Source organism: Romboutsia hominis (genome assembly GCF_900002575.1).
GTDB classification, from domain to species: Bacteria; Bacillota; Clostridia; order Peptostreptococcales; family Peptostreptococcaceae; genus Romboutsia_C; species Romboutsia_C hominis.
Window position 1 is genome coordinate 1,161,348 of the sequence record NZ_LN650648.1, and the last position, 23,468, is coordinate 1,184,815.

The 23,468-nt window shown below is 25.8% G+C and carries 19 protein-coding genes; 13 read left to right on the top strand and 6 right to left on the bottom strand.

Translation table 11 applies throughout. The features are described 5' to 3' along the window. Positions 1-48: 48 nt before the first annotated feature. Complete coding sequence (locus tag FRIFI_RS05585) at positions 49-786, bottom strand: TIGR00266 family protein (RefSeq protein WP_092926256.1); 738 nt, start codon at positions 784-786, stop codon at positions 49-51. A 216-nt stretch (positions 787-1,002) separates the two neighbouring features. Between FRIFI_RS05585 and FRIFI_RS05590 the strand changes: the two genes are divergently transcribed. Together FRIFI_RS05590 and FRIFI_RS05595 are read left to right on the top strand one after the other, a co-directional pair. After that, positions 1,003-2,148, top strand: coding sequence for a DUF362 domain-containing protein (locus FRIFI_RS05590; protein ID WP_166505260.1), 1,146 nt, complete (start codon positions 1,003-1,005; stop codon positions 2,146-2,148). A gap of 213 nt (positions 2,149-2,361) precedes the next feature. Beyond that, entirely contained in the window at positions 2,362-3,630 is a 1,269-nt protein-coding gene (locus tag FRIFI_RS05595; protein WP_166505261.1) for a dihydroorotase, read from the top strand. A 53-nt stretch (positions 3,631-3,683) separates the two neighbouring features. Here the strand turns inward: FRIFI_RS05595 and FRIFI_RS05600 are convergent, their stop codons facing one another. Both FRIFI_RS05600 and FRIFI_RS05605 read right to left on the bottom strand, forming a co-directional pair. Then, positions 3,684-5,270, bottom strand: a complete 1,587-nt coding sequence (locus FRIFI_RS05600) for a HAMP domain-containing sensor histidine kinase (RefSeq protein WP_242977283.1) — start codon at positions 5,268-5,270, stop codon at positions 3,684-3,686. Next, the gene (locus FRIFI_RS05605; protein WP_092926250.1) at positions 5,242-5,952 is read right to left on the bottom strand and encodes a response regulator transcription factor; all 711 of its coding nucleotides are present in this window, start codon (positions 5,950-5,952) and stop codon (positions 5,242-5,244) included. Before FRIFI_RS05605 ends, FRIFI_RS05600 begins: the two co-directional genes overlap by 29 nt. 200 nt (positions 5,953-6,152) lie before the next feature. Here FRIFI_RS05605 and FRIFI_RS05610 point away from each other — a divergent pair, with 200 nt between their 5' ends. Further along, entirely contained in the window at positions 6,153-7,163 is a 1,011-nt protein-coding gene (locus tag FRIFI_RS05610) for a metallophosphoesterase (protein ID WP_166505262.1), read from the top strand. 176 nt (positions 7,164-7,339) lie between these two features. On the opposite strand, the gene asnB is transcribed toward FRIFI_RS05610, so the two are convergent. Further along, positions 7,340-9,172 (bottom strand): asparagine synthase (glutamine-hydrolyzing), encoded by a 1,833-nt coding sequence (gene asnB, locus FRIFI_RS05615; protein WP_166505263.1) that lies wholly within the window; start codon positions 9,170-9,172, stop codon positions 7,340-7,342. Between the two features lie 311 nt (positions 9,173-9,483). Between asnB and FRIFI_RS05620 the strand changes: the two genes are divergently transcribed. The 7 genes from FRIFI_RS05620 (at position 9,484) to FRIFI_RS05650 (ending at position 17,250) form a co-directional block, all read left to right on the top strand. Further along, positions 9,484-10,176: a response regulator transcription factor gene (locus FRIFI_RS05620; RefSeq protein WP_092926244.1), complete on the top strand. Its 693-nt coding sequence runs from the start codon at positions 9,484-9,486 to the stop codon at positions 10,174-10,176. A gap of 2 nt (positions 10,177-10,178) precedes the next feature. Beyond that, on the top strand, positions 10,179-11,633 hold the full coding sequence (locus tag FRIFI_RS05625) for a HAMP domain-containing sensor histidine kinase (protein ID WP_166505264.1): 1,455 nt from the start codon (positions 10,179-10,181) through the stop codon (positions 11,631-11,633). Positions 11,634-11,642: 9 nt separating this feature from the next. After that, positions 11,643-12,761 carry a hypothetical protein gene (locus tag FRIFI_RS05630; RefSeq protein ID WP_092926240.1) on the top strand — a complete coding sequence of 373 codons (1,119 nt, stop codon included), beginning with the start codon at positions 11,643-11,645 and terminating at the stop codon, positions 12,759-12,761. A 103-nt stretch (positions 12,762-12,864) separates the two neighbouring features. Beyond that, positions 12,865-13,104, top strand: a complete 240-nt coding sequence (locus FRIFI_RS05635) for a (2Fe-2S) ferredoxin domain-containing protein (protein ID WP_166505265.1) — start codon at positions 12,865-12,867, stop codon at positions 13,102-13,104. Positions 13,105-13,129: 25 nt separating this feature from the next. Further along, the gene (locus tag FRIFI_RS05640) at positions 13,130-14,842 is read left to right on the top strand and encodes a [Fe-Fe] hydrogenase large subunit C-terminal domain-containing protein (RefSeq protein WP_166505266.1); all 1,713 of its coding nucleotides are present in this window, start codon (positions 13,130-13,132) and stop codon (positions 14,840-14,842) included. Then, complete coding sequence (locus tag FRIFI_RS05645) at positions 14,842-16,002, top strand: SpoIIE family protein phosphatase (RefSeq protein WP_092926234.1); 1,161 nt, start codon at positions 14,842-14,844, stop codon at positions 16,000-16,002. Before FRIFI_RS05640 ends, FRIFI_RS05645 begins: the two co-directional genes overlap by 1 nt. A 249-nt stretch (positions 16,003-16,251) precedes the next feature. Beyond that, complete coding sequence (locus tag FRIFI_RS05650) at positions 16,252-17,250, top strand: FUSC family protein (RefSeq protein ID WP_166505267.1); 999 nt, start codon at positions 16,252-16,254, stop codon at positions 17,248-17,250. 172 nt (positions 17,251-17,422) lie between these two features. Here FRIFI_RS05650 and FRIFI_RS05655 read toward each other — a convergent pair whose 3' ends face one another. Further along, a complete protein-coding gene (locus tag FRIFI_RS05655) occupies positions 17,423-18,160 on the bottom strand; it encodes a LytR/AlgR family response regulator transcription factor (protein WP_092926230.1) in 738 nt (245 codons plus the stop codon). Positions 18,161-18,173: 13 nt separating this feature from the next. Continuing rightward, positions 18,174-19,109, bottom strand: a complete 936-nt coding sequence (locus FRIFI_RS05660; protein WP_092926228.1) for a sensor histidine kinase — start codon at positions 19,107-19,109, stop codon at positions 18,174-18,176. Positions 19,110-19,319: 210 nt separating this feature from the next. On the opposite strand from FRIFI_RS05660, the gene FRIFI_RS05665 reads away from it, so the two are divergent. The 3 genes from FRIFI_RS05665 to FRIFI_RS05675 all read left to right on the top strand — a co-directional run bounded on the left by FRIFI_RS05665 (position 19,320) and on the right by FRIFI_RS05675 (position 23,456). Further along, entirely contained in the window at positions 19,320-21,896 is a 2,577-nt protein-coding gene (locus FRIFI_RS05665; protein ID WP_166505268.1) for an ABC transporter permease, read from the top strand. An 11-nt stretch (positions 21,897-21,907) separates the two neighbouring features. Beyond that, on the top strand, positions 21,908-22,591 hold the full coding sequence (locus tag FRIFI_RS05670) for an ABC transporter ATP-binding protein (RefSeq protein WP_166505269.1): 684 nt from the start codon (positions 21,908-21,910) through the stop codon (positions 22,589-22,591). Positions 22,592-22,748: 157 nt separating this feature from the next. Continuing rightward, the gene (locus tag FRIFI_RS05675) at positions 22,749-23,456 is read left to right on the top strand and encodes a TraX family protein (protein ID WP_166505270.1); all 708 of its coding nucleotides are present in this window, start codon (positions 22,749-22,751) and stop codon (positions 23,454-23,456) included. Positions 23,457-23,468: the final 12 nt, after the last annotated feature.

The following is a 23,468-nucleotide window of genomic DNA, read 5'->3' on the forward strand; positions in this document are numbered from 1 at the left end:
TATTACTTATTCTTAAAATAAATTTACAATATATATAAATATAATTTTTTAACCTTTTTGGTCACTACTAACTTGAGGAGCAGATGCAAATACTCTAGAAGCAAGTCTACTAAATGGTAAGCTTTGAATCCAAACATATCCAGGACCTGTAAGAGTTGCAAAAAATAACCCTTCACCGCCAAATAAGCTATTTTTTATACCACCTATAAATTCTATATCATATTTTATATCTTTTGTCATAGCTACTAAGCATCCAGTATCAACTTTTAATTTTTCACCAGGCATTAATTCTTTTTTTATAATAGTACCGCCAGCATGAATAAAGCAAAGACCATCTCCTTCTAATTTTTGAAGGATAAATCCCTCACCTCCAAAAAATCCAACACCAAGTTTTTTTCTAAAATCTATTCCAATACTTACTCCCTTAGCAGCGCATAAAAATGAATCTTTTTGACATATTAGCTTACCGTTCATTTCAGATAAGTCAATTGGTATTATTTTACCAGGATATGGTGATGCAAAAGATACTTTTTTTCTATTGTTAGAAGTATTAGTAAATGACGTCATAAAAAGACTTTCACCAGTTAAAACTCTTTTAGCAGCACCAAATAGCTTAGAACCACCTTTTTTACTGCCATCTCCAAATATAGTTTCCATAGAAATGTGTTCATCCATCATCATCATAGAACCAGCTTCAGCTACTACACTTTCACCTTTATCTAACTCAATTTCAACAAATTGCATGTCATGTCCATGTAGTTTATAATCTATTTCATGAGAATTCATAAAATATCCCTCCTTATGTATTTAATTATAATCTAATTATATATAAAGTATTATAAAAATTTAAAAGATATAGTTATTTTATAGAAAACTTTTTATACATTATATAAAAATAATAGCTAAAAATAGGCATAAATATGAGAATTTCAAGAAAGATTTTTTCATTGTGATATAATTATGTAAAGATATAGGATAACAATTTTATCAAGGGGGAAACAAATGGGGAATGTATCAATTAGGGAATGTAATGATTATGGATATGAAAGTGTAAAACATGCAATAAGTAAAAATTTAGAAGATTTAGGTGGGTTAGAAAAGTATATAAAACCAAATAGCAAAGTACTAATAAAGCCAAATTTGCTAATGAAAAAAAGTCCTAAAGAAGCAACAACTACTCATCCAATGGTAGTTAAAGTTGTGTGTGAAATGTTACTTAAGTTAAATTGTAAAATAATAATAGGAGATAGCCCAGGTGGTCCGTATACAGTACCTTCATTAAAAAGTATATATAAGTCAACTGGTATGAAAGATATAGCGGATGAACTAGGTGTAGAACTAAATTATGATATAAGTGAAATTAAGGTAGAAAATAAAAATGCTAAAGCTTTAAAATACATGAATATTATAACTCCAATAACTAAAGTAGATCATATAATAAATATATGTAAATTAAAAACTCATGGAATGGCAACATTTACAGGTGGAGTTAAAAATTTATATGGCTCTATAGCAGGACTTCAAAAAGCAGAAATACATTATAGATTTCCAAATGAAGAAAGATTTTGTGAAGATGTATTATTAGATATATGTTCTTATGTAAACCCAAGTTTGACTATTATGGATGGAATTGTAGGCATGGAAGGAGAAGGGCCTTCAGCTGGAACACCAAGAAAAATTGGCATAACATTAGCATCGCCTAGTCCTTATATGATAGATATAGTAGCATGTAAAGTTATAAATCTAGATATAAATAAAGTACCTACTATAAGAGGGAGTATAAAAAGAGAATATATAAAAAAAGACTTAAGTGATATATCTATAGTGGGTGATAACATAGAAAGATTTATAATAAAAGATTTTAAGATACCTAAAACTAGTAAAGATTTTAGGCTGTTATCATCAACTATGCCTAAATTTATACACGAGCCACTTACAAGGATGATAACTCCAAAGCCTTTTGTATCACATAAAGATTGTATAAAATGTAAAAAATGTATAGAAGTATGTCCGGCCAAGGTTATTACTTTAAATAATAAAATAGAAATAGACCTAAATAAATGTATAAGATGTTTTTGTTGCCATGAATTATGTCCTAAAAAAGCTATAGATATAAAGAGAAGTATAATATTTAAATTAATAAAGTAGATTATATAAATATTCGTATAATAATTATTATTTAATATCTAATTTAAAATTTTCTACTATAATATATGAGTTTTTTTAGAAAAAATATATTTAAAGGTGAACTATAAAAAAAAAATTTAGTATAAAATTCGTAAAACTATTTAAAATATACACAACTTAATGTATAATATAGTAAATTTAGTTATACATTAATCAGCTAAAGGGGAGATAAATATGATACTTATAAGAAATGGAAGACTAATAGACCCAAAAACAAAAAGAGATGAAGTAGTAGATATACTTATAAAAGATAATAAAATAGAAAAAATAGGGAATATAGATGAAAATGATGTTGATAGAATAATAGATGCTAAAGGATGTATAGTATCACCTGGGCTTATAGATGTACACGTTCATTTTAGAGATCCAGGATTTACTCATAAAGAAGATATATTAACAGGTTCAGCTTCAGCAGCTAAGGGAGGATTTACAACAGTTGTATGTATGGCAAATACTAATCCTATAGTTGATAATGAAGAAACTTTAGATTATATAAATGAAAAAGCTAAACTATCATCAATAAATGTATTACAAGCAAGTGCAATAACTAAAGGATTTAAAGGTAAAGAAATAGTTGATATGGATAAAATGATTAAAGCTGGTGCTGTAGGCTTTACTGATGATGGACTACCTATAATGGATAGTGATATTATACTTAAGGCTATGAACATGGCGAAGGAGAGAAACGTTCCTCTTAGTTTTCATGAAGAGGATCCATCGCTTATAACTTGTGCTGGTATAAATGATGGCAAAATATCTAAACAAATGGGAATATTGGGTGCGCCAAATGTTGCTGAAGATGTTATGGTTAGTCGTGATTGTATGTTAGCTTTAAAAAGTGGGGCAAAAGTTAATATACAACATATAAGTTCTAAAAATTCAGTAGAAATGGTAAGATTTATAAAAAAGTTAGGTGCTAATGTATACGCAGAAGCAACACCACATCATTTTACACTAACTGAAGATGATGTATTAACTTATGGTACTAATGCTAAAATGAATCCACCACTTAGAACATTAGAAGATAAGATGGCAATAATTGAAGGTTTAAAGGACGATACAATTGAAATAATAGCAACAGATCATGCACCTCATACATATGAAGAGAAAAATGTAGAATTTACGAAAGCACCAAGTGGTATAATAGGTCTTGAAACTGCACTTTCTCTTGGTATAACTAGCTTAGTTAAAAACAATCATTTAAATATGATGAAGTTAATAGAGAAAATGACTATAAATCCAGCTAGATTATACAATCTAGAAAGTGGGAGCATAGAAGAAGGGAAAGTTGCTGATATAGTTATATTTGATGAAAACGAAGAGTTTGTAGTAGATAAATTTGTATCAAAATGTGAAAATACTCCATTTAAAGGACATAAATTATTTGGTAAAGTAAAATATACTATATGTGGCGGTAAGGCCGTATTTGAAGAGAAAAAATAAAATTATAAAGGACTATATTAAAAATATAGTCCTTTATAATTTTATTAATATATTTAGTAAACCTTAAATTTTAATATAACTTTAAATAAATCTCCATCTATATCAAGCTTAAGACTACCACCTTGAAGATCCACTAAATTGCTACAAATAGATAATCCTAATCCACTTCCAGAAGTATTTCTAGAAACATCACCACGGACAAATCGCTCTAATAGTTCATCGGAAGAAATATTTAATCTATGATTAGATATATTTTTCATAGTAATAAATATATAGTCATCTTTAACATTAATATCTATATATACACGAGTATTAGCTAAAGAATATTTAGTAATATTAGTTATAAGATTTTCAAAAACCCTAAACATTCTTTTACCATCTATATTGGTAAATACAGGATAATCAGGCGTATCTATTATAAAATCTAGCTTAGAAGACTCTATTTTATCTTCTAGTTCAACGATACTTTGAATTAGAAGTTCCTTTATATCAGTTTTTTTTAGATTAATTTCTATATCACCACTACTTATTTTAGATGCTTCAAATATGTCCTCAACTAAATCTTTAAGTCTAGTAGCTTTTTTATCTAGGATATTTATATAATCTTTAGTAGTTTTAGAATCTAATTCGTTATTTTTAAGTATATCTATATAGCTAACTATAGAAGTAAGTGGTGTTTTTAAGTCATGACTTACATTAGTTATAAGCTCTGTTTTCATTTTTTCACTTTTTAGTTGCTCATTAAGAGACTTTTCAAGTCCTAAGCTTATATTATTTATACTGCTTGCAATAGATGATATTTCATCATTACCAATTACCTTTAATTTATGGCTTAAGTCACCATTTTCTATAGTTTTTATATTTTTAGATATATATTCAATATATTTTGTTTTTTTAGTTAATAATTTGTATATATAAGAGTAAGGTATAATACTAAATAGAGAAAATAGCATAGCATAAATCATTGCAAAAATAGAAAAATAGCTTATAACTGATAAAAATATAAACATAATTATAAACTGTATTATTATAGATATTACTAATATACTAGCTATTTTATTGTTTATCGTTTTTTTATTTTGTTTATCTAAAAAATCCTTAATCATAGAAAGTACTATTAATCTAGATAATAAATTATTAGATGATAATTTAAAACTTTTATAAGCTATATAAGTAGTTGTAAGGATTAAAAAATCACATACTATAAGTGAATTATCAAAAAAATCTGGTGCAGATGACCAAGTATGAAATCTTATAAAGAATATAAAACCTATTATAAATAAAAATACTTCAATAGAAACATTTGAAGTTAGATTTATAAAAGAGTCAAATATTTTTATATTAGATTTTTTAGTTATGTTATAAACTACAATACAACCTATAGATATAGCTAAAGAAACTATAGTAACTATCACTTCAATACTTAAAATACTCCGATTATCTAAATGTATTACATTTCCAAAGAATATATATCTTGCTATTGGAGAATATTCATATATGTTATGAAAGCTAAATGCTAAATTAAATAGTGATTCAAAACATATAGACATAGATAAAAATAAAATTAGTAAAGAAGCTACCTTTAATTTTGAGTCTTCTATATTAATAGATTTATTTAATGTCTTCAATTTTATATCCAATTCCCCACACCACCTTTAAATATTTTGGTTCTTTAGGATTTATCTCTATTTTTTCTCTTATCCTTCTAACATGAACAGCAACGGTTTTTTCACAGTTATAAGCTATATCATCCCAAGCATTTTCATATATTTCTGTAGATGAAAATACGATTCCCTTATTTAAAAGTAAAAATTCAAGTATCCTGTACTCAATAGGAGTTACTTTAATAACTTCTCCATCTAAGCTAACTACCTTAGTATCTTTATTTAAACTAAGACCACCACTTTTCAATACGTTAGAATCGTTAATATTCTTATTACTAGAGTTATTATTTAAGTTAATAAATCTTCTTAATTGAGATTTAATACGAGCAATGAGTTCTAGTGGATTAAATGGCTTTGTAACATAATCATCAGCCCCTATATTGAGACCTAAAATTTTATCAATATCTTGATTTTTAGCAGATAAAAGTATTATAGGAATATTATTATTTTCTCTTATTTTTAAAGTCGCTTTAAGACCATCAAGATTTGGCATCATCACATCCATAATAACTAAATCTACATTATTATCTATTAAAGTTTCAATAGCATCAATTCCATCATAAGCTTTTAATACATTAAAACCCTCAGGTTTTAAATAAAATTCTATCGCATCAACTATTTCTTTATCATCATCAACTATTAATATATTTTCATTCATTTTATCACTCCCTTAAAACAATTATATCATACAACTAAAAAACATATTTTAACAATAAATTATAGATTTATTAAGAATTTATAAACCAATGTATTAATTATTACAAAATTATTAAGAAATTTATACTATTAACACAAGCATAGTAAACATATAAATATCTATGATATACTATAATTAGAAAGCATAATGAGGGGGATGTTATGAAAAAAAGGGTTATATTAGGAGTAGTAGCAGGAGTATTAGCACTAACTAGCATAGGATTTGGGAAAAAGGAAAATATTGAGGTAAATGTACTTGGAACAACAGATTTACATGGGATAGTAAGTAAGGATTTAGAAAAATATGTAAATGAACAAAGAAAAAAGGATGAAAATTTGATATTAGTAGATAGTGGAGATTTTTTTGATATGCAAACTCCAGAAATGAACTCATGGTTTAAAAAAAATAGTGTAATAGTTGAAGAAAATGGGTTTCCTATTCTACGATTTAAAGATGGTGAAATAGAAGGAGTTGCTCCAATAGTAACTAATATGGGAAAATTAAAATATGATGCTGTGATTCTTGGAAATCATGAGTTTGTATCCAATAATAAAAGTCGTTTAGATACATTAATAAATGATTTTAAAGATAATAATATGGAAATATTATCTGCAAACACATATAAAAGTAATAATGAAAACTATACAAAGCCATACATAATAAAAAATATTAATACAAAATATGGAGACTTAAAAATAGGAATATTAGGACTAACCATAAAAGAAGTAGGAGAATCAAAAGAATGGGATGGAGAAAAATTGGTTCCTACTAAATCAAGAGAATTAAAAGATCAAGATGGATATGAGGGTAAATTATATATGAATGATTTAGTAGAAGATGCTAAAAAATGGGTACCTAAAATGAAAAAAGATGGGGCTGATATAATAATAAGTGTGGTTCATAGTGGGGAAGAACCTAAAAAGCCCAAAAATCCAGGAAATAAAATAAAAGAATTAGCAAGAGAAACTAGTGATATAGATGTTATATTTGCAGGGCATACTCATAAGACAATAGATGAAAATAAATACACTAACAAAGATGGTAAAGAAGTAATAGTAACTCAAGGTGGAAAACATTCAGAGGCAATAGCTCATTCTAAACTCCAATTAGAGAAAGTAAAAGATGGTTGGAAAGTAATAGAAAAAAGTAGTGAAGTTATATCTTTCAAATAAAAAATAATTTGGATTAATAAGGTTAAGTATTGATTATTTTAATAAACTTAATTTCATATAAAGTAAAAATATATTCAATTTATATAATAAGAAAAACTGTATTGTAATTAAAATATTAAAAGAAGTGAACTATTATAATAATTCACTTCTTTTAATATTTTTATATTTTCAATTTCTTATATTTGGTCTATAAAAAATCTTTTATACCAAACTAAGAAAGTATATATAGTATATATTTTACGAGCATTATTAGTTTTGCCATTAAAGTGGTCATCTAAAAGTTTCACTATTTCATTAGTATCAAAAAATTCATTAGCATAATCACTTGTAAAACTTTCCTTTATTGTATTATAATATCTTTCCTCTTTAAACCAATGTCTTATAGGTACAGGGAATCCTTTTTTCTCTCTTTTAGCCCAAGCATCAGGAAGCTTATTTTTAGCAGCTTCTCTTAAAGCAAGTTTTGTAGTACCATTATTAACTCTATATTTTGGAGGGATAGTTTCTCCTACTTTCATAACTTCAACATCTAAAAATGGAACTCTTAGTTCTAGAGAATGAGCCATACTCATTTTATCAGCTTTAAGTAATATATCTCCTGCTAACCATAATTTTAAGTCAAGATATTGTTTTTTAGTTAAGTCATCCATATGTGAAACTTTATCATATATAGGTTTAGTTATATCTTTTATAGAAGGAGCATTTTTATAGTTTGGCTTTAATATAGAATTAGCCTCTTTTTCTTCAAATATAAAAGCTTGTCCTATAAAGTAATCTTCAACTTTAGAACCACCTCTAATTATTGTTGTTCTACCTTTAAAATAAGGTAGTTTTTTTGCAGTCATTGCTAATGGTTTTCTTATGAAAGAAGGAAGTTTTTTATATTTTTTTAATCTATCATCATCATCATACCATTCATATCCTCCAAAAATTTCATCAGCACCTTCGCCAGATAATACAACAGTAACATGTTCTCTAGCAAGTTTTGATAAGAAGTATAGTGGTATGCATGATGGATTTGATTGAGGTTCATCCATATGATACAAAATAGTTGATAAGTTTTCAAAACATTCTTCTGAAGTTAGTAGCTTTTGTATATTTTTAATTTCTAACATGTCAGATAGATCTTTAGCTAGTCCAGACTCATTAAAATTGTCTTCTTCAAAACCAACAGAGAAAGTTTTAGCAGGCATTAAAGATGCAGTTATATAACTAGAATCAACACCACCAGATAAAAAACTACCAACAGGTACTTCACTGTTTTTATGAATATCAACAGATTCAGCTACAACATTTTCTATTCTTTTAATACTTTCATCAAGTGAAATTTCTTCATTTTTAAATTCTACATCAAAGTACTCTCTTATTTTCAATTCACCATTTTTATAAATCATATAATGTCCTGGCTTTAATTTATAAACTCCTTTAAAGAAAGTTTCATCAAGTACTGAGTATTGAAAAGTTAAATAAGGTTTTAGAGCCTCTTTATTGACTTCTTTTTTGAAATCCTTATAAGCTAAAAAACTTTTAATCTCTGAACCAAATAATAATTTATCATTATCGATTCTAGAGTAGTAAAAAGGTTTTATACCAAAAGGGTCCCTTGCAGCAAAAAGGGTTTTAGCTTTTTTATCCCATATAGAAAAAGCAAACATACCTCTTAGTTTTTTTACCATAAATTTTCCGAACTCTTCATATGCATGTATTAAAACTTCACTATCCGTTTGAGTTTTAAATATATGACCTTTTTCAATTAGTTCATCACGTAATTCTTTATAATTATAAATTTCACCATTAAATACTAATACTAAACTATTATCTTCATTATATAAAGGTTGTAACCCATTATCAACTCCGATTATACTAAGTCTTCTAAATCCAAGGGCTATATCTTCGTTAATAAAAGTTCCCATTTCATCAGGACCCCTGTGAACAATAGCTTCTAGCATATTATTTAATATATTTTCTTTATCTGAATTTTTATCAATAAATCCTACAAATCCGCACATAAACCTTACACCTCTAATTATTATCTATATTAAACTAATTTTTTATATCTTTTTAACATATATAAATTTTACAAAACTTATATAGCAATGGTGTGTCAATGATGTGTCAGTTTTGTGTCAAAATTTATCATTTAAGGTAAAAATAAGTTGTTAAAATATAGTAAGATATATATATACAAAAAATATAACCATAAATCCTATTCATGTTACAAAATTGTTTCATTCATGTAACATACATAATATATAAATAGTTTATAGTTAAATATATAATAGGTAGGTAGAATTATTTAAAAGAAAGAAGTGAAGTATCTATGGAAAAAATACTAATAGTTGAAGATGAAGAAAATATATCAGATTTACTGGCATATTCTTTGGGAAAAGAAGGATACAAAACAGAAGTAGCAGAAAATGGGAAAAAGGCTTTTGAGCTTATAGAAAGTTTTAATCCAGATTTAATAATGCTAGATTTAATGCTTCCAGATATAAGTGGATTAGATATATGTAAAAAAGTTACAACTACATATTCAACGCCTATTATAATGTTGACGGCAAAATCAGATACAATAGATAAAATACTAGGGATAGAATTAGGTGCTGATGATTATATAACAAAGCCCTTCAATGTAAGAGAGGTTATAGCAAGAGTAAAGTCTATATTTAGGAGAATAGATTTGCTATCAAAATCTATTAAAAGCGAAGAAGATAAAATAAAGCTACAAAATGGATTAGAAATAAATAAAAGTGAGATGAGAGTAAAAAATGATAAAGATGAAGCAATTCATTTAACTAGTAAAGAATATGAGTTACTACTTTATTTTATAAATAATAAAAATAAAGTATTGACGAGAAATCAGCTCTTAGAAAATATATGGGGGATAAACTTTGAATGTGAAACAAGAACAGTAGATACTCATGTTCAAAGGCTTAGAAAAAAATTAAAAGAATATAACTGTATTGAAACTGTAATAGGAACAGGATACAAACTAAATGATAAGAGTAGGTAAATATGAAAAAATCTATAACTAATAAAATAATGCTATTTTTCTTAGGAATAATATTTTTTGTAATATATTCCATAGTAACATATAGCAATTCAGTACTCAAAAATAACAATGAATTTATAATTGATAAAGAGATAAAAGAAAAATCTAAAAGCATTGACTTATACCTAAAAGAGTATTTTGAATTTAATAGACTAAACCTTAATAATATATCTTTTAGAGCGGCTTCTAGTAACATATCAAAGGATTTAAGCTACAGACTAGAAAGTATGGTATATATATATGATAGTGAAGGTAAGCTAGTATATCCAAGAACCAAAAATTCTCAAAAGTTAGAGAAAACGCAAGATTTAGATGAGGCTATAGATCAAAAGGTATCTTACACTATAAAGCATAGTAATTCTAAAACCAATGTATATTCATCATATCCAATACTACATGATGATAAGTTAATAGGAATTATAAGGTATAAAAGTGATTACACATATTTATATAATCAAAGTAAATCTTTTATAGAAAAGATAGCTTATTTTTCTATAGGCGTATTTTTTATAAGTATACTAATAGCATACATTATATCTAAAAAGATAACTAAGCCTATAATAACTTTAGCTAATAAAACTAAAGAGATAGCAAGTGGTAATTTTGATATAGATATAGATATTAATTCAGATGATGAACTAGGTCGTTTAAGCTTAGATTTTGAAACCATGGCAAAAAAAATAAAACATCAAATTAAGATAATAGAAAAAGATAGAGATGATTTAATTGAATTATCAAAAAAACAAAAGAGATTTTTTGATAATGTAACCCATGAACTTAAAACACCAATGACCACTATAATAGGATATAGTGAAGTTTTAAAGGATAATCAGTTTACAGATGAAAAATTTTTTAATAAAGGTATAGATAGAATTATATCAGAGGCTAATAGGTTAAATAGAATGATAGTTCAATTAATAGAAATATCTAGAAATTCTAAAAAAGATTTTGACTATGAACTTAAAAAAATAAATGTATCAAAAATCATAATAAGTATTTGTGAGGACATGATACACAAGTCTCAAAAATATAATATGAAAATAGATGTAGATGTTAAGGAAAATTTAAAAATAATTGGAAATGAAGATAAGATAAAGGAAATATTAATAAATCTATTAGATAATGCTATTAAATATGGAAAAATAAATACAACCATATATGTAAAAGCAGAGGTTAATGATGGATATATAAATATAAAAGTAGTTGATAGTGGTGAAGGAATTTGTGAGAGTGAACTAGAAAATATATTATCACCATTTTATAGAGTATCTAAAAGTGATACTAGAGAGATTGGTAGTACAGGTTTAGGTCTTGCTATTGTAAAATCTATAGTTGAAAGTTATAACGGCATTATTGAAATACAAAGCGAAGTAAACAAAGGAACCATGGTTTTAGTTAAATTGCCTACAATAAGTTAAGGAGGAGACATGAAAAATTTTAATATCTTTAAAAAAGAGAAAAGTAATTTAATAGTTTTGTTTTGTATTGTAGGTATACTTTCTATGATAATATACTTTGGTATAAATAAAGATAAGGAATACACTAAAAATGTAAATTTAAGTTCTAGTAAATATATATATAATGAGAATAAATTAAAAAAAAAGGATGAACCTATAAAGCTTAACTCAGTAATATCTTTAAGTAGAAATGTATTATCCATGAAGATTTTAGATAATAATATATTACTATTTGAATCAGAAAAGGGCAAAACTGATATAGTATCTATAGATATTAAAAGCAAAGAAAAAAAATTAATAAATAGCAGTAGTGCTGGAAAAGTTATGTACTATGGTTATAGAAGTATATCTCCAAATGGAGAAGTACTTCTATGCATACAAGATTATAAAAATAAACCAGTAACTAGTATATTAAACTTAAAAGAAAATAGTTCTAAGATATTAGAAAGTAGGCCTATTACAATATTAAGCTGGGTTTTAGATAGTAGTGGATTTATATATACTATAGATAATAGCTTAATTTATTATGATATAATCAATGGAACTAAAAGAGAGATATATAAATTTAAAGATGATGAGTTTATACATAAAGTCGAATTTTCTAGTGATGGAACAAAGTTATATATGTTTATGGAAAAGCTATTGAAAAATAATCATACAAAAAGTATTTTGCTAGAATATGATTTAAAAATGAATAAGTCAACTATTAAAATAAATAGCAATAATATTATAGATATGGAAGTATTCAATAATGGAAGTATATTAACTTTAGAACATAGAGATGGAATAAATAGAATATATATAAATACTAAAAATAAATCTGAAGAACTAGATATAAAAAATGTAGAATCAATTTATTTAAATAACAATAGAAGTAAACTTGTGATAATAACTACAAATAACAATTATGAGATGGAAATAGGAATATATGATGTTAAAAATAGAAGTGAAAATACTAAATTAAGTAAGGTAGGAAATATAAGTGGAATAACAAGGATAGGTTCTATAAGTATAAATAATGAAAATCAACTTGCTTATTTAGTTAGGGATAAACTACAAAATTTAAGATTATATATTTATGATATATAAATAAAACTAAAAATAAATTATATAAAATTTAAAAAATATTATAGAAATAAGCTACATAGTTAACTAAAATTATCTTATAAAGAAAGCTTAAGGGGAAGATAATATGAAATCCATAAAAATATGTATAGGAAGTGCTTGCCACTTAAAAGGATCATATGAAGTTATAGAGGCATTTAAAAAACTAATAAAGGAAAATAACTTAGAACAAGAGATAGAATTATGCGCATCTTTTTGTATAGGAAATTGTAAAGAAGCAGTATCAGTTATGAGATGGGACGGAGTAGTATTTTCTGTTGATAAAGAAAATGCAAAAGATATATTTGAGCGTGAGTTTAAGATATAAAATTAACTATCAGGGGGAATAGACTATGTGGTTTATGAGCTTTTCCAAAGCAAATTGTAAAAATTGCTATGCATGTATAAGAACTTGCTTTGTACATGCTATAAAAGTAAAAGAAGAACAAGCACATATTATAAAGGAGAGATGTATAATATGTGGTAAATGTTTTAAAGCTTGTCCACAAAATGCCAAGCTTATAAAATCAGAAGTATCTATGATAAAGCACTACAATAAAATGGGGAAAACTGTAGTTGCATCACTTGCACCAAGCTTTAGCGCAATATATGGCAAAAATAGCTTAAAAATTCCAACAGCACTAAAAAAGTTAGGATTTAATTATGTAAAAGAAGCTGTAGAGGTTACTGATTTAGTATTAGATGAATACATAAAATATGCAAATAAAGAAAATGATGATGTGTATATAACAAGCTTTTGCCCATCTATAAATAATCTAATCCAAAAACACTATCCTGAACTAACTAAAAATATAATACCTGTAACATCACCGTCAATACTACATGGAAGAATACTAAAAGAAAAATATCCAGATTCTAAAGTGGTTTTTATAGGTCCATGCTTATCTAAAAAAACTGACGCACACGATGAAAAATCTATAAATTCTGTTATAACTTTTGAAGAATTAGATAAGTGGTTTAAAGAGGAGAATATAGATTTAGAAAGTCTAGAGGATGGAGAATTTAAATATATAGAAGAAGAAAAAAGAATGTTGCCTATAATAGGAAGCATAACAGATAAAATAAAAAGTCAGAAACCAAAAAGAACTATAATACAAGTGGATGGAGTTAGAGAGTGTATAGAGGTTTTAGATGAAATAAAAAAAGGAAAATTTAAAAATACTTTATTTGAAATGACTGCTTGTAGACATGGTTGTATTGGTGGATCTGGTATGCCTGAGGACAATAATAGTGTTTATGAAAAAAAAGAAAATATAAAAGAATTTTCAAAATACTTAGATGAAAATAAGAGCTTAATAATTGAAAATGACACTTCAAAAAATAAAAACATAAATATATCAATTTATAAAGAATTCCCAGCAAAAGATTATAAATTAAAACAACCAAGTGAAAATGAACTTAAGGAAATATTAAAAGATATGGGAAAATACGATAAAAGTGATGAGCTAAACTGCGGTGGATGTGGATATCATTCTTGTAGGGAAAAAGCAATAGCAGTATATAATAATATGGCTGAAATAAATATGTGTTTACCATTTATGAGGGAAAAAGCAGAAAATCTAACTAGTACTATATTTGAGATGACACCAAATATGATAGCCGTAGTAAATAAAGAATTAGAAATAGCTAGATTAAATCCAGCGGCAGAACATTTTTTTAATATGTCTAGCAATAAAGCTAAGAATATTCCTATAGGAATGTTTCTAGAAGAAGAAAAATTTAAAAATGTAAAAACAAGTAAGAAAAATATATACAAAGAAAGGATAATACTAAAAGAAAGTAACTCAACTATAATTCAAAGTATAATATGGTTAGATAAAAATCAGGTATTGCTTTGGATAGGAGACGATATAACAGAGGATGAAAAACTAAAAAATAAAATAAAAAGTATGAAAATAGATGCTGTTAATATGGCTCAAGATGTTATAGACAAACAAATGATAGTAGCACAAGAAATAGCAAGTCTTCTTGGAGAAACAACGGCTCAAACTAAGGTTACACTAACAAATCTTAAACAGCTTATAAAAGAAGAGGAGAATTTATAATGGATTTTTTTATAGATTTTGCTAGTAGTAGCTTAAATAAATATGGTGAAGAATTATGTGGCGATAAAGTTGAGTTTTATAATGATGAAGAGATGTTTATCGCAGTGCTATCAGATGGACTTGGAAGTGGAGTTAAAGCAAATATATTAGCAACTTTAACATCTAAAATAGCTATAACTATGCTAAAAGAAGGAGTTAAAATAGAAGAGGTTGTAGATACAATAGTAAAAACCTTACCAGTATGCTCAGAGCGTAATTTGGCATATTCAACTTTTACAATAGTTAAAATAGCAAAAGATAATATTGCCTATATTGCAGAGTTTGACAATCCTAGTATATTTTTTTTAAGTGATAGAGAAATCAAAAAAATAGAATGGAGTACTATTGATATAGGTGGACGCAAGGTAAAAGAAAGTCAGTTTAAAGTTCATGAAAAAGATACTTTAGTATTTGTCAGCGATGGAGTCATACATGCTGGAGTTGGAACTATCCTAAATTTAGGGTGGCAGTGGGAAAATGTAGATGAATACTTAAAGAAAAATATAAATAAATCTATGTCGGCTAAACAAGTAACTGATTTATTATTAGGCGCTTGCGATCAACTATATATGCAAAAGCCAGGGGATGACACAACGGTAGCTACTATAAAGGCCATAAGGCGTAAAAATGCAGTATTATTTTCAGGTCCTCCAATAGATAATGCTATAGATAGTAAAATAGTAGATACTATAATGAAGACTCATGGCAAAAAGATAGTATGTGGTGGTACTACTGCAAATATAGTAGCAAGAGAACTAGGTGTAGAACTAAAAACTAGTTTTGATATTTTTGATAAAAATATACCACCTATAGGTTATATAAAGGGGATTGACTTGGTAACAGAAGGTGTATTAACTATTAAGGAAACACTAAAAAAGCTTAAAAGAATAAAATATGAAACTAATTTAAACTTTTTATATAAAGAAGATGGTGCATCAAAATTAGCTAGAATGCTTTATGAGGATTGTACACATATAACTTTAATAGTTGGAAGGGCAATAAATCCAGCACACCAAAATCCTGATTTTCCAAATGAGCTAAGTATAAAGCTATATCTTATGAATGAACTTAAAAAAGAGCTAATAGCTTTGGGGAAAATAGTAGATATAAAATTTTACTAAAGGCACAGTTATGTGCCTTTAATTTATTATACAAGTATTTTAACATTTCATAATATAAGCGCATATAACATAAGTATTAGCCATTAAAAATTTTATAAAAATTTACGTACTTGAAATTAAAGTTTTATAGTAGTATAATTACTCCTTGATTATAAGAAAAGTAATTATAATTTTAATTAAAAAAATGATTACTGATTAAGTATTCATATCGGTATAATAGTTTAAACAAATATGAAATGAGGGATGAATTTGGAAACAAATATTACTAAAAGATTAATGATTAATAAGTTAATTTTACTTATTATCATAATAGCATTTGTAAATATGTTCTCTTTTTTATTTGGAACGGAAAATACCCTAACAGGGGTAACAGTAATAACAGGTGCATTAATGTTTAAGGATATAGATTTAGGATACAATGTCAAAGAATCTGTATTTATAACTATAGGATTATTTACTTTTATAGGAATAGTTACATATTTAACTAGTCAAGTTGGAATATTACTTGGGATATTAATAAACCTTATATCAGTATTTATGGTAATCTATATAACATCAGAAAATTTACAAACAAAAGTATTTTTACCATTTATTTTACTTTATGTATTCTTAGATGGAACACCTATTGATGAAACACAAGCTATTATGAGGGTAGTAGCATCTTTTATAGGTGGAGTTATAATGGCTTTAACACTTTATATAAGTCATTATAAAAAACAAATATCAAAAAAATCTATAAAAGAAGATTTATGTAAAGAAAATATAGATTTTTCTAGTGAAAGGTTTAGATTTGCAGTAAAAATGGCAATAGGTATAAGTATAGCAATACTTATAGGGAGGGTTTTAAATACTCAAAAGGCTATGTGGATTACTATAGCAGTAATGTCACTAACTCAACCACAACATGAAGATTCAAAACAGCGTATGAAAGAAAGACTTATAAGTACAATATTAGGAGCTATAGCTTTTGTTATATTATTTAAAGTATTGGTGCCAGAAAAATACTTTACTTTTGTAACCCTTAGCTTAGGATATATATATACATTCATATACGAATATAAAATAAAGATGTTTTTCGTAGCTATAAATGCTTTAGTGGCATCTATGTTTATATTTAATACGCCAACATCTATAGCATTAAGAATTGGATTTTTAACTATAGGAATATGTGTTGTATATATTATAAGTAAAGGTGAAGAGGTTATATCTAAAATAAAAGACAAAGAGCAATCAGCTATATTTGAATAATATAATAAAAATAATATCAATACTATATACAGAAAAGTTTAATCTGAATATAGTATTTTTGATTGGAATGAAATTATAAATTCTCTATTTTATGAAAGATTTGAGTAACAAATACAATTGAATTGAGAAAGAAGGTATATAAATTACAATAATTTATATACCTTCTTTATATTTAAAATCTTTTAGTTCTATAAAATCTGTATAAAAAATCTTTTTCTAAGGTTTTACTTAGAGTTGCACTTTCTTGAAAATTAATAAACCTTATTTCTAAAGAAGACCTATTAGTAGGAATAACTTTATGAATTAATTTTAGATTAACTATGTAACTTTTATGTGATTTGAAAAAATTTGGAGGTATTCTTTTTTCTAAATCATCAAAGTTCTCATAAAATTTTATAATATCGTGGTCTTTAGTATATAAGTTTATAGCTCTAGAATTCTTTTCAAACATAACTATATCATCAAAATTTAGCATATGTATTTGCTTTCTTATTTTATATACAAATAAGGTATCATCTATAAAATTTGTTTTAGCTAACTTATGAGAATTTATATGGTCAATAGCTATATTTACAGAATCAATTATTTTATCCCTAGTAAATGGCTTGACTATAAAATCAACAGGATGAACTTTAAAGCTTTCTAAGCTATAATCTGAAAAGCCAGTAACAAAAATTATATGAATATCTTTGTCAATAGAAGTTATTTCTTTAGCAGTTTCAATTCCATTTTTATAAGGCATATCAATATCAATTATAAGTAAATCTATTTTTTCAGATTTAATAAACTCTATAGCCTCAATTCCATTTTTAACTTTTTTTATATAATCTACATATCCAGATTCTTTTAATATATTTTCTATATCATCTCTTATAGCTTTATCATCATCACATATTAAAACTTTTATCATATAAATCTCCTAGTTAATTATATTTGGGTATTAGTATAGTAAATTCTGTTAAAAAATCATCACTATTTGCAAATATATAATACCCATATTTATCTAATATATTTTTTACTAAATAAAGACCATAACCTCTATCTGTACCATCTTTAGTAGAGTAGCCTTCTAAAAATATTGCATCAGTGTTATATATTTTAGGGCCGTTGTTTTTTATAGATATAACATATTGAAATTCATCTTCATAGACAAATAGTTTGATGTATTTATTATCTTTAGATATTGTAGATAATGAATCAATTGCATTATCTATTATATTAAGAAGTACAGAGCTCATTTCATTAGGCTCTATAATTAGATTGTCTATAAAATCTTGTATATAAACATCAAAAGTTATATTTTTCATAAGACATTCTTCATATTTTAATGAAGCTATAGCATCAAGGTAAGATACTTTACCATATCTTGAAGTTTTACTTCTAAAGTTATTAGATATATTTGTTATATATTCTTTAGCATCATTAGTAAGCCCAGTATTTAATAAAGAATATACTACTTGAAGATGCTTTAGATAATCATGTTTTTGACTTCGAAGTTTTGCAATAATATTATCTTTATGCTCTATTTTATTATTTGAAGCATTTAGATTTTTTTCTTTAATAATATTATCATCTACTAACTTGATAAATTTATTTCCAATATATATACAAATAATTATTAAAACAAAAGATAATGAAGTTTTAATAATGCCCCTTAAAAAATAATCATTTATAACCTCAAACAATATGTGTTTATATAAAATATTAAATAATAAAAATGTTATAAATGATACAAAAAATGATAACAAAGACTTTTTATTTAAAGAAAGTTTCCTATAAAATTCATATCTATTAAATAAAAGGCTAGTACCTATAAACAAAAGAAGTATGTATACAGGTAAGATATAAATATTATTCATAATTCCCCCTAAGTTTTCGATTCTTTAATTAAATTATAACATTTATAAAAAAATATGTAAAAAGTGGAAATTTGCAAACAAAGGTTTTAAACTTGAATATAGATATATGAATTTGTACACAAAACCATTAAAAACTTGAAAAAATGCAGTTTGATACATTTTTTTAAAGAAGCTATAATCAAATTAATCAAAAGGAAGGAAGTGGTGAATATGAAAAATGATTTGGAGATAGTTTTTAAATATATAAAAAGCTACAAATCAAGGTCATTGGCTATAGTACTTAGTGTAGTACTTGCTAGTGCATTAATAGTAGGCGTTGGGACATTATCAAGAAGCGCACAACAAGCAGACTTGGATAGATTAAAAAGAGAAACTGGAAAGTATCATGCATATTTTAAAGATATAAACAAAGACCAACTTAAAACTGTTAAAAATGGAAGAGACATAAAAGATTTAGGCATAACATCTTATTATGCATCCAGTGATGTTGGTGAAAAACTACCTATAAATATACTTTATTCAGATAAAAATTATTTAAATAGTGATACTGAACTTTTAAAAGGAAGATTTCCAAAGGGAAATAATGAAGTAGTAGTAGAAGAGTGGATTTTAAATAGTATGGGGCTTGAGCCCAAACTAAATCAAGAAATAACTTTTAAATTATACAATAAAGAAAAACCTGAAACTTTTAAGGTAGTTGGAATACTTAAAGATAGGTATAAAGATAAAAGTGTTGGAAGATGTGAAATGTTTTTAGGTTTAGATGAAAATAAACTTAATAACTTTACAGCTCATGTAGAATTTAATGAAAATAGTGATATAAGTAAAAACATATCAAATATAATAAAAGAAGCTAAAATAGATAAAGAAAAACAAGCTGGGATAAACTCTATGCTTGTAGATTCTGCAAGAAATAATGGAAGATTAGATTCAGAAAGCAAAAATACATCTATAGTACTTAGTTTATTTGCAGGACTTGTAATATATAGTATATACACTACATCAATATATCAAAGAATAAGAGAGTATGGAGTATTAAGAGCAATAGGAGCTACTAATTTAAAAGTATTTTTACTTATGTTATATGAGCTTTTAATATTAAGTGTAGTATCAATTCCTATAGGCATAATACTTGGAATTGGTGGAGCACAATTATTTAATAAATTTGCAGGGAATATAGAGTTTGAAGGACCAGTAAAGGAAACACCATTTGTTATACCAACACAAGTTATTTTACTATCTATAGTATGCATACTTTTAGTAATGTTTGTTATAAGTATACTAACTTATATAAAAATAAGAAGAATATCACCAATTGAAGCTATAAGAAGAAATTTTAATAAAGATAAAATCAAAAGAAGTAATTTTATAATATCAAGACTAAGTAAGAATATATCACCTACTAAAAATATATCTTTAAAAAATATATTTAGAAATAAAAAAGCATTTATAATGATTATGTTTTCTATGAGTATAGGTGGGATAATGATTATAAAAACTGATTATAGCTTAACGGGAAGCAAGGAAAGAAATGAAAATAATTACAAAAAATTATATTGGCAAGGAGATTTTATGCTAAGTGTCAATGGAAGTATTGATGAAGAAAATGGTTTAAAAGATGAAGATGTAAAAGACATAAAAAATATAAATGGTATTGATAAAGTTCAAACTGCTAAAATATTAAATAGTAGAATGCCAATTAAAAAAGACGATATTTTAAATATGAAATTTTATGAAAGCCAATCTAAGGGTGGTTATGTTGGAAAAGTACTAAATGGACTTTTAATAGAAGATAAAGAAAACAATGGATACCTATTAAAACAAAAATTAAAAGGCTATAATGATGAAATGCTAGATGAATTAAATAATCACATAGTAAGTGGTGAGATAAATAAAGAAAAAATGAAAAAAGAAAATTTAGCAGTAGTATATATTCCACATGCTTATGAACCTTATAAAGATTACAAGGATTATTATGATGTAGGAGATAGTACTTATGGAAAACCAATAGTTGATATAAAAGTAGGGGATACTGTAAAAGTAAAATATCCAAAAGGTAAAATAGATACACAAAAATATTGGCAAGGTAAAGATAACTATGAATATGATGAATATGAATTTAAAGTAGGAGCAATAGTTGATTATCCTTATGCAGATGATAGTATGTATAGTGGAGAAAATGGAGTAGACGTTATAATTAGTGATAATCAATTTAAAAATATAACTAATTTAGATAATTATGATTTAGTATATGCAACAATAAAAGATGGAGCAGACCATGAATCTATAAATAAACAATTAGGTAAAATAGGTAGTAAAGTGCCAGGAACTACTACTATAGACATGATTAAAGATAAAGAAGATGATGCTAAGATGAATGAGAAATTCTTAATATATAACTATGGTATAGTTGCTGTTCTATTTGTAATAAGTATGTTTAATATAATAAACAACGTAAGTTATAACCTAACATCAAGAACTAGCGAATTTGGAATGTTAAGAGCAGTTGGAATAAGTGATAAAGATTTTAAAAACATGATAGTATACGAAGGAATACTTTATGGTTTATTCTCAAGTGCTATAGTAATAGTGTTAGGTATACTACTTCAAATCAGAATGTATAAAAGACTTGGATTTGAAATTATAGGCATAGAGTTTGCTATTGACTATAAACTTTATCTACTTATAATAGCAGTTAATATAGTAATAGGATTACTTGCTACATATTTACCAGCAAGAAAAATAAAAGAAACTAATATAGTAGATGCTATAAATATTATAGAATAGAGGGATTTATTATGGTTATACTTGAAACTATTAATTTAGGTAAAATATATGGAAAAAAAGAAACAACTGTACATGCATTAAATGATGCTAATTTAAAGATAAACAAAGGGGAATTTGTTGCAATAGTAGGACCTAGTGGAAGCGGAAAAAGTACATTCCTACATTTAGTAGGAGGACTGGAAAGACCAAGTAGTGGAACTATAAAAGTAGATGGGAAAGATATATGTTGCTTAAGTGATAAGGAACTAGCAAAATATAGAAGACAAAAAGTTGGATTTGTATTTCAACAATACAATTTAATACCTGTACTTAACGTAGCTGAAAATATAGAATTGCCAGTAAAATTAGATAATAGAAAAGTTGATAAAGAATATATAAATGACTTAATGGATTTACTAGGAATTAGTGATAGAAAAACACATCTTCCTAATCAGTTATCAGGTGGACAACAACAGAGAGTAGCAATAGCTCGTGCACTATCATCAAAACCTAGTATAATACTTGCAGATGAACCAACAGGAAACTTAGATACTAAAACTACTGAGGAGGTTATGGAACTTCTTAAGACATCTATAAAAAAATATAATCAAACTCTTATAATGATAACTCATAATGAAAATATAGCTAAAAAAGCAGATAGAATAATATCTATAGTAGATGGTAATCTAAGTTTATCTGATAAAGAGTGTATATAATAAAAAATAACATAAGCCTAATATTAGGCTTATGTTATTTTTTTGACTTAAAACACTATTACATTACAAATTTGTAAGTATAATGTAATCTAAATCGATGGTACGTATTAACAAAAAATAATAAAATAATATCACAAATCAATACAGGAGGACATAAATGAAATTATTTAGTAATTTTACATTAAAAATTATGGCTATTATATTTATGGCTATGGATCATATTTATACTTATATGAATGGAGCATTAAACAATCAAGTACCTATATGGTTTGGATATTTAGGAAAGTTAGCTGCACCGATATTTTTCTATTTAATAGTTGAAGGTTTTTATCATACAAGAAGTAAAAGCAAATATATACAAAGACTTTTCTCAATGGCTGTATTAATGATAGGGGTAGATATAGTGTTTAAGATACCAAATAATATATTTTTATCATTAGGATTTGCAGTTTGTATGTTAAGCATGATAGAATATGCAAAATCAAGTACGGATAAATTTAGTATTCTAAATTGGAAAATTTTATTAGCTATTTTATTTGGAATAGCAGGATTTTTTACAGAAGCATCTTTATATGGAGTAGGTATGGTATTAATATTCTACTTATTAAGAGAAAAAAAGGTTTGTATGGTCTTAGCTTACATTGTGTTTAGTTTACTTGGACTAGTAACTATGATTGGACCTGATTTTATAGATGCTGCATTTTTATGGGATTACCAATGGATGATGGTATTTGCAATAATTCCAATACTTATGTACAATGGAAAATTAGGAATATCTAATAAGTTTATAAAATGGATGTTTTATTGGTTCTATCCAGTTCACTTAATTGTAATAGTATCATTAGCAAAGATAATAAGCATGTAATAATAAAAAAGG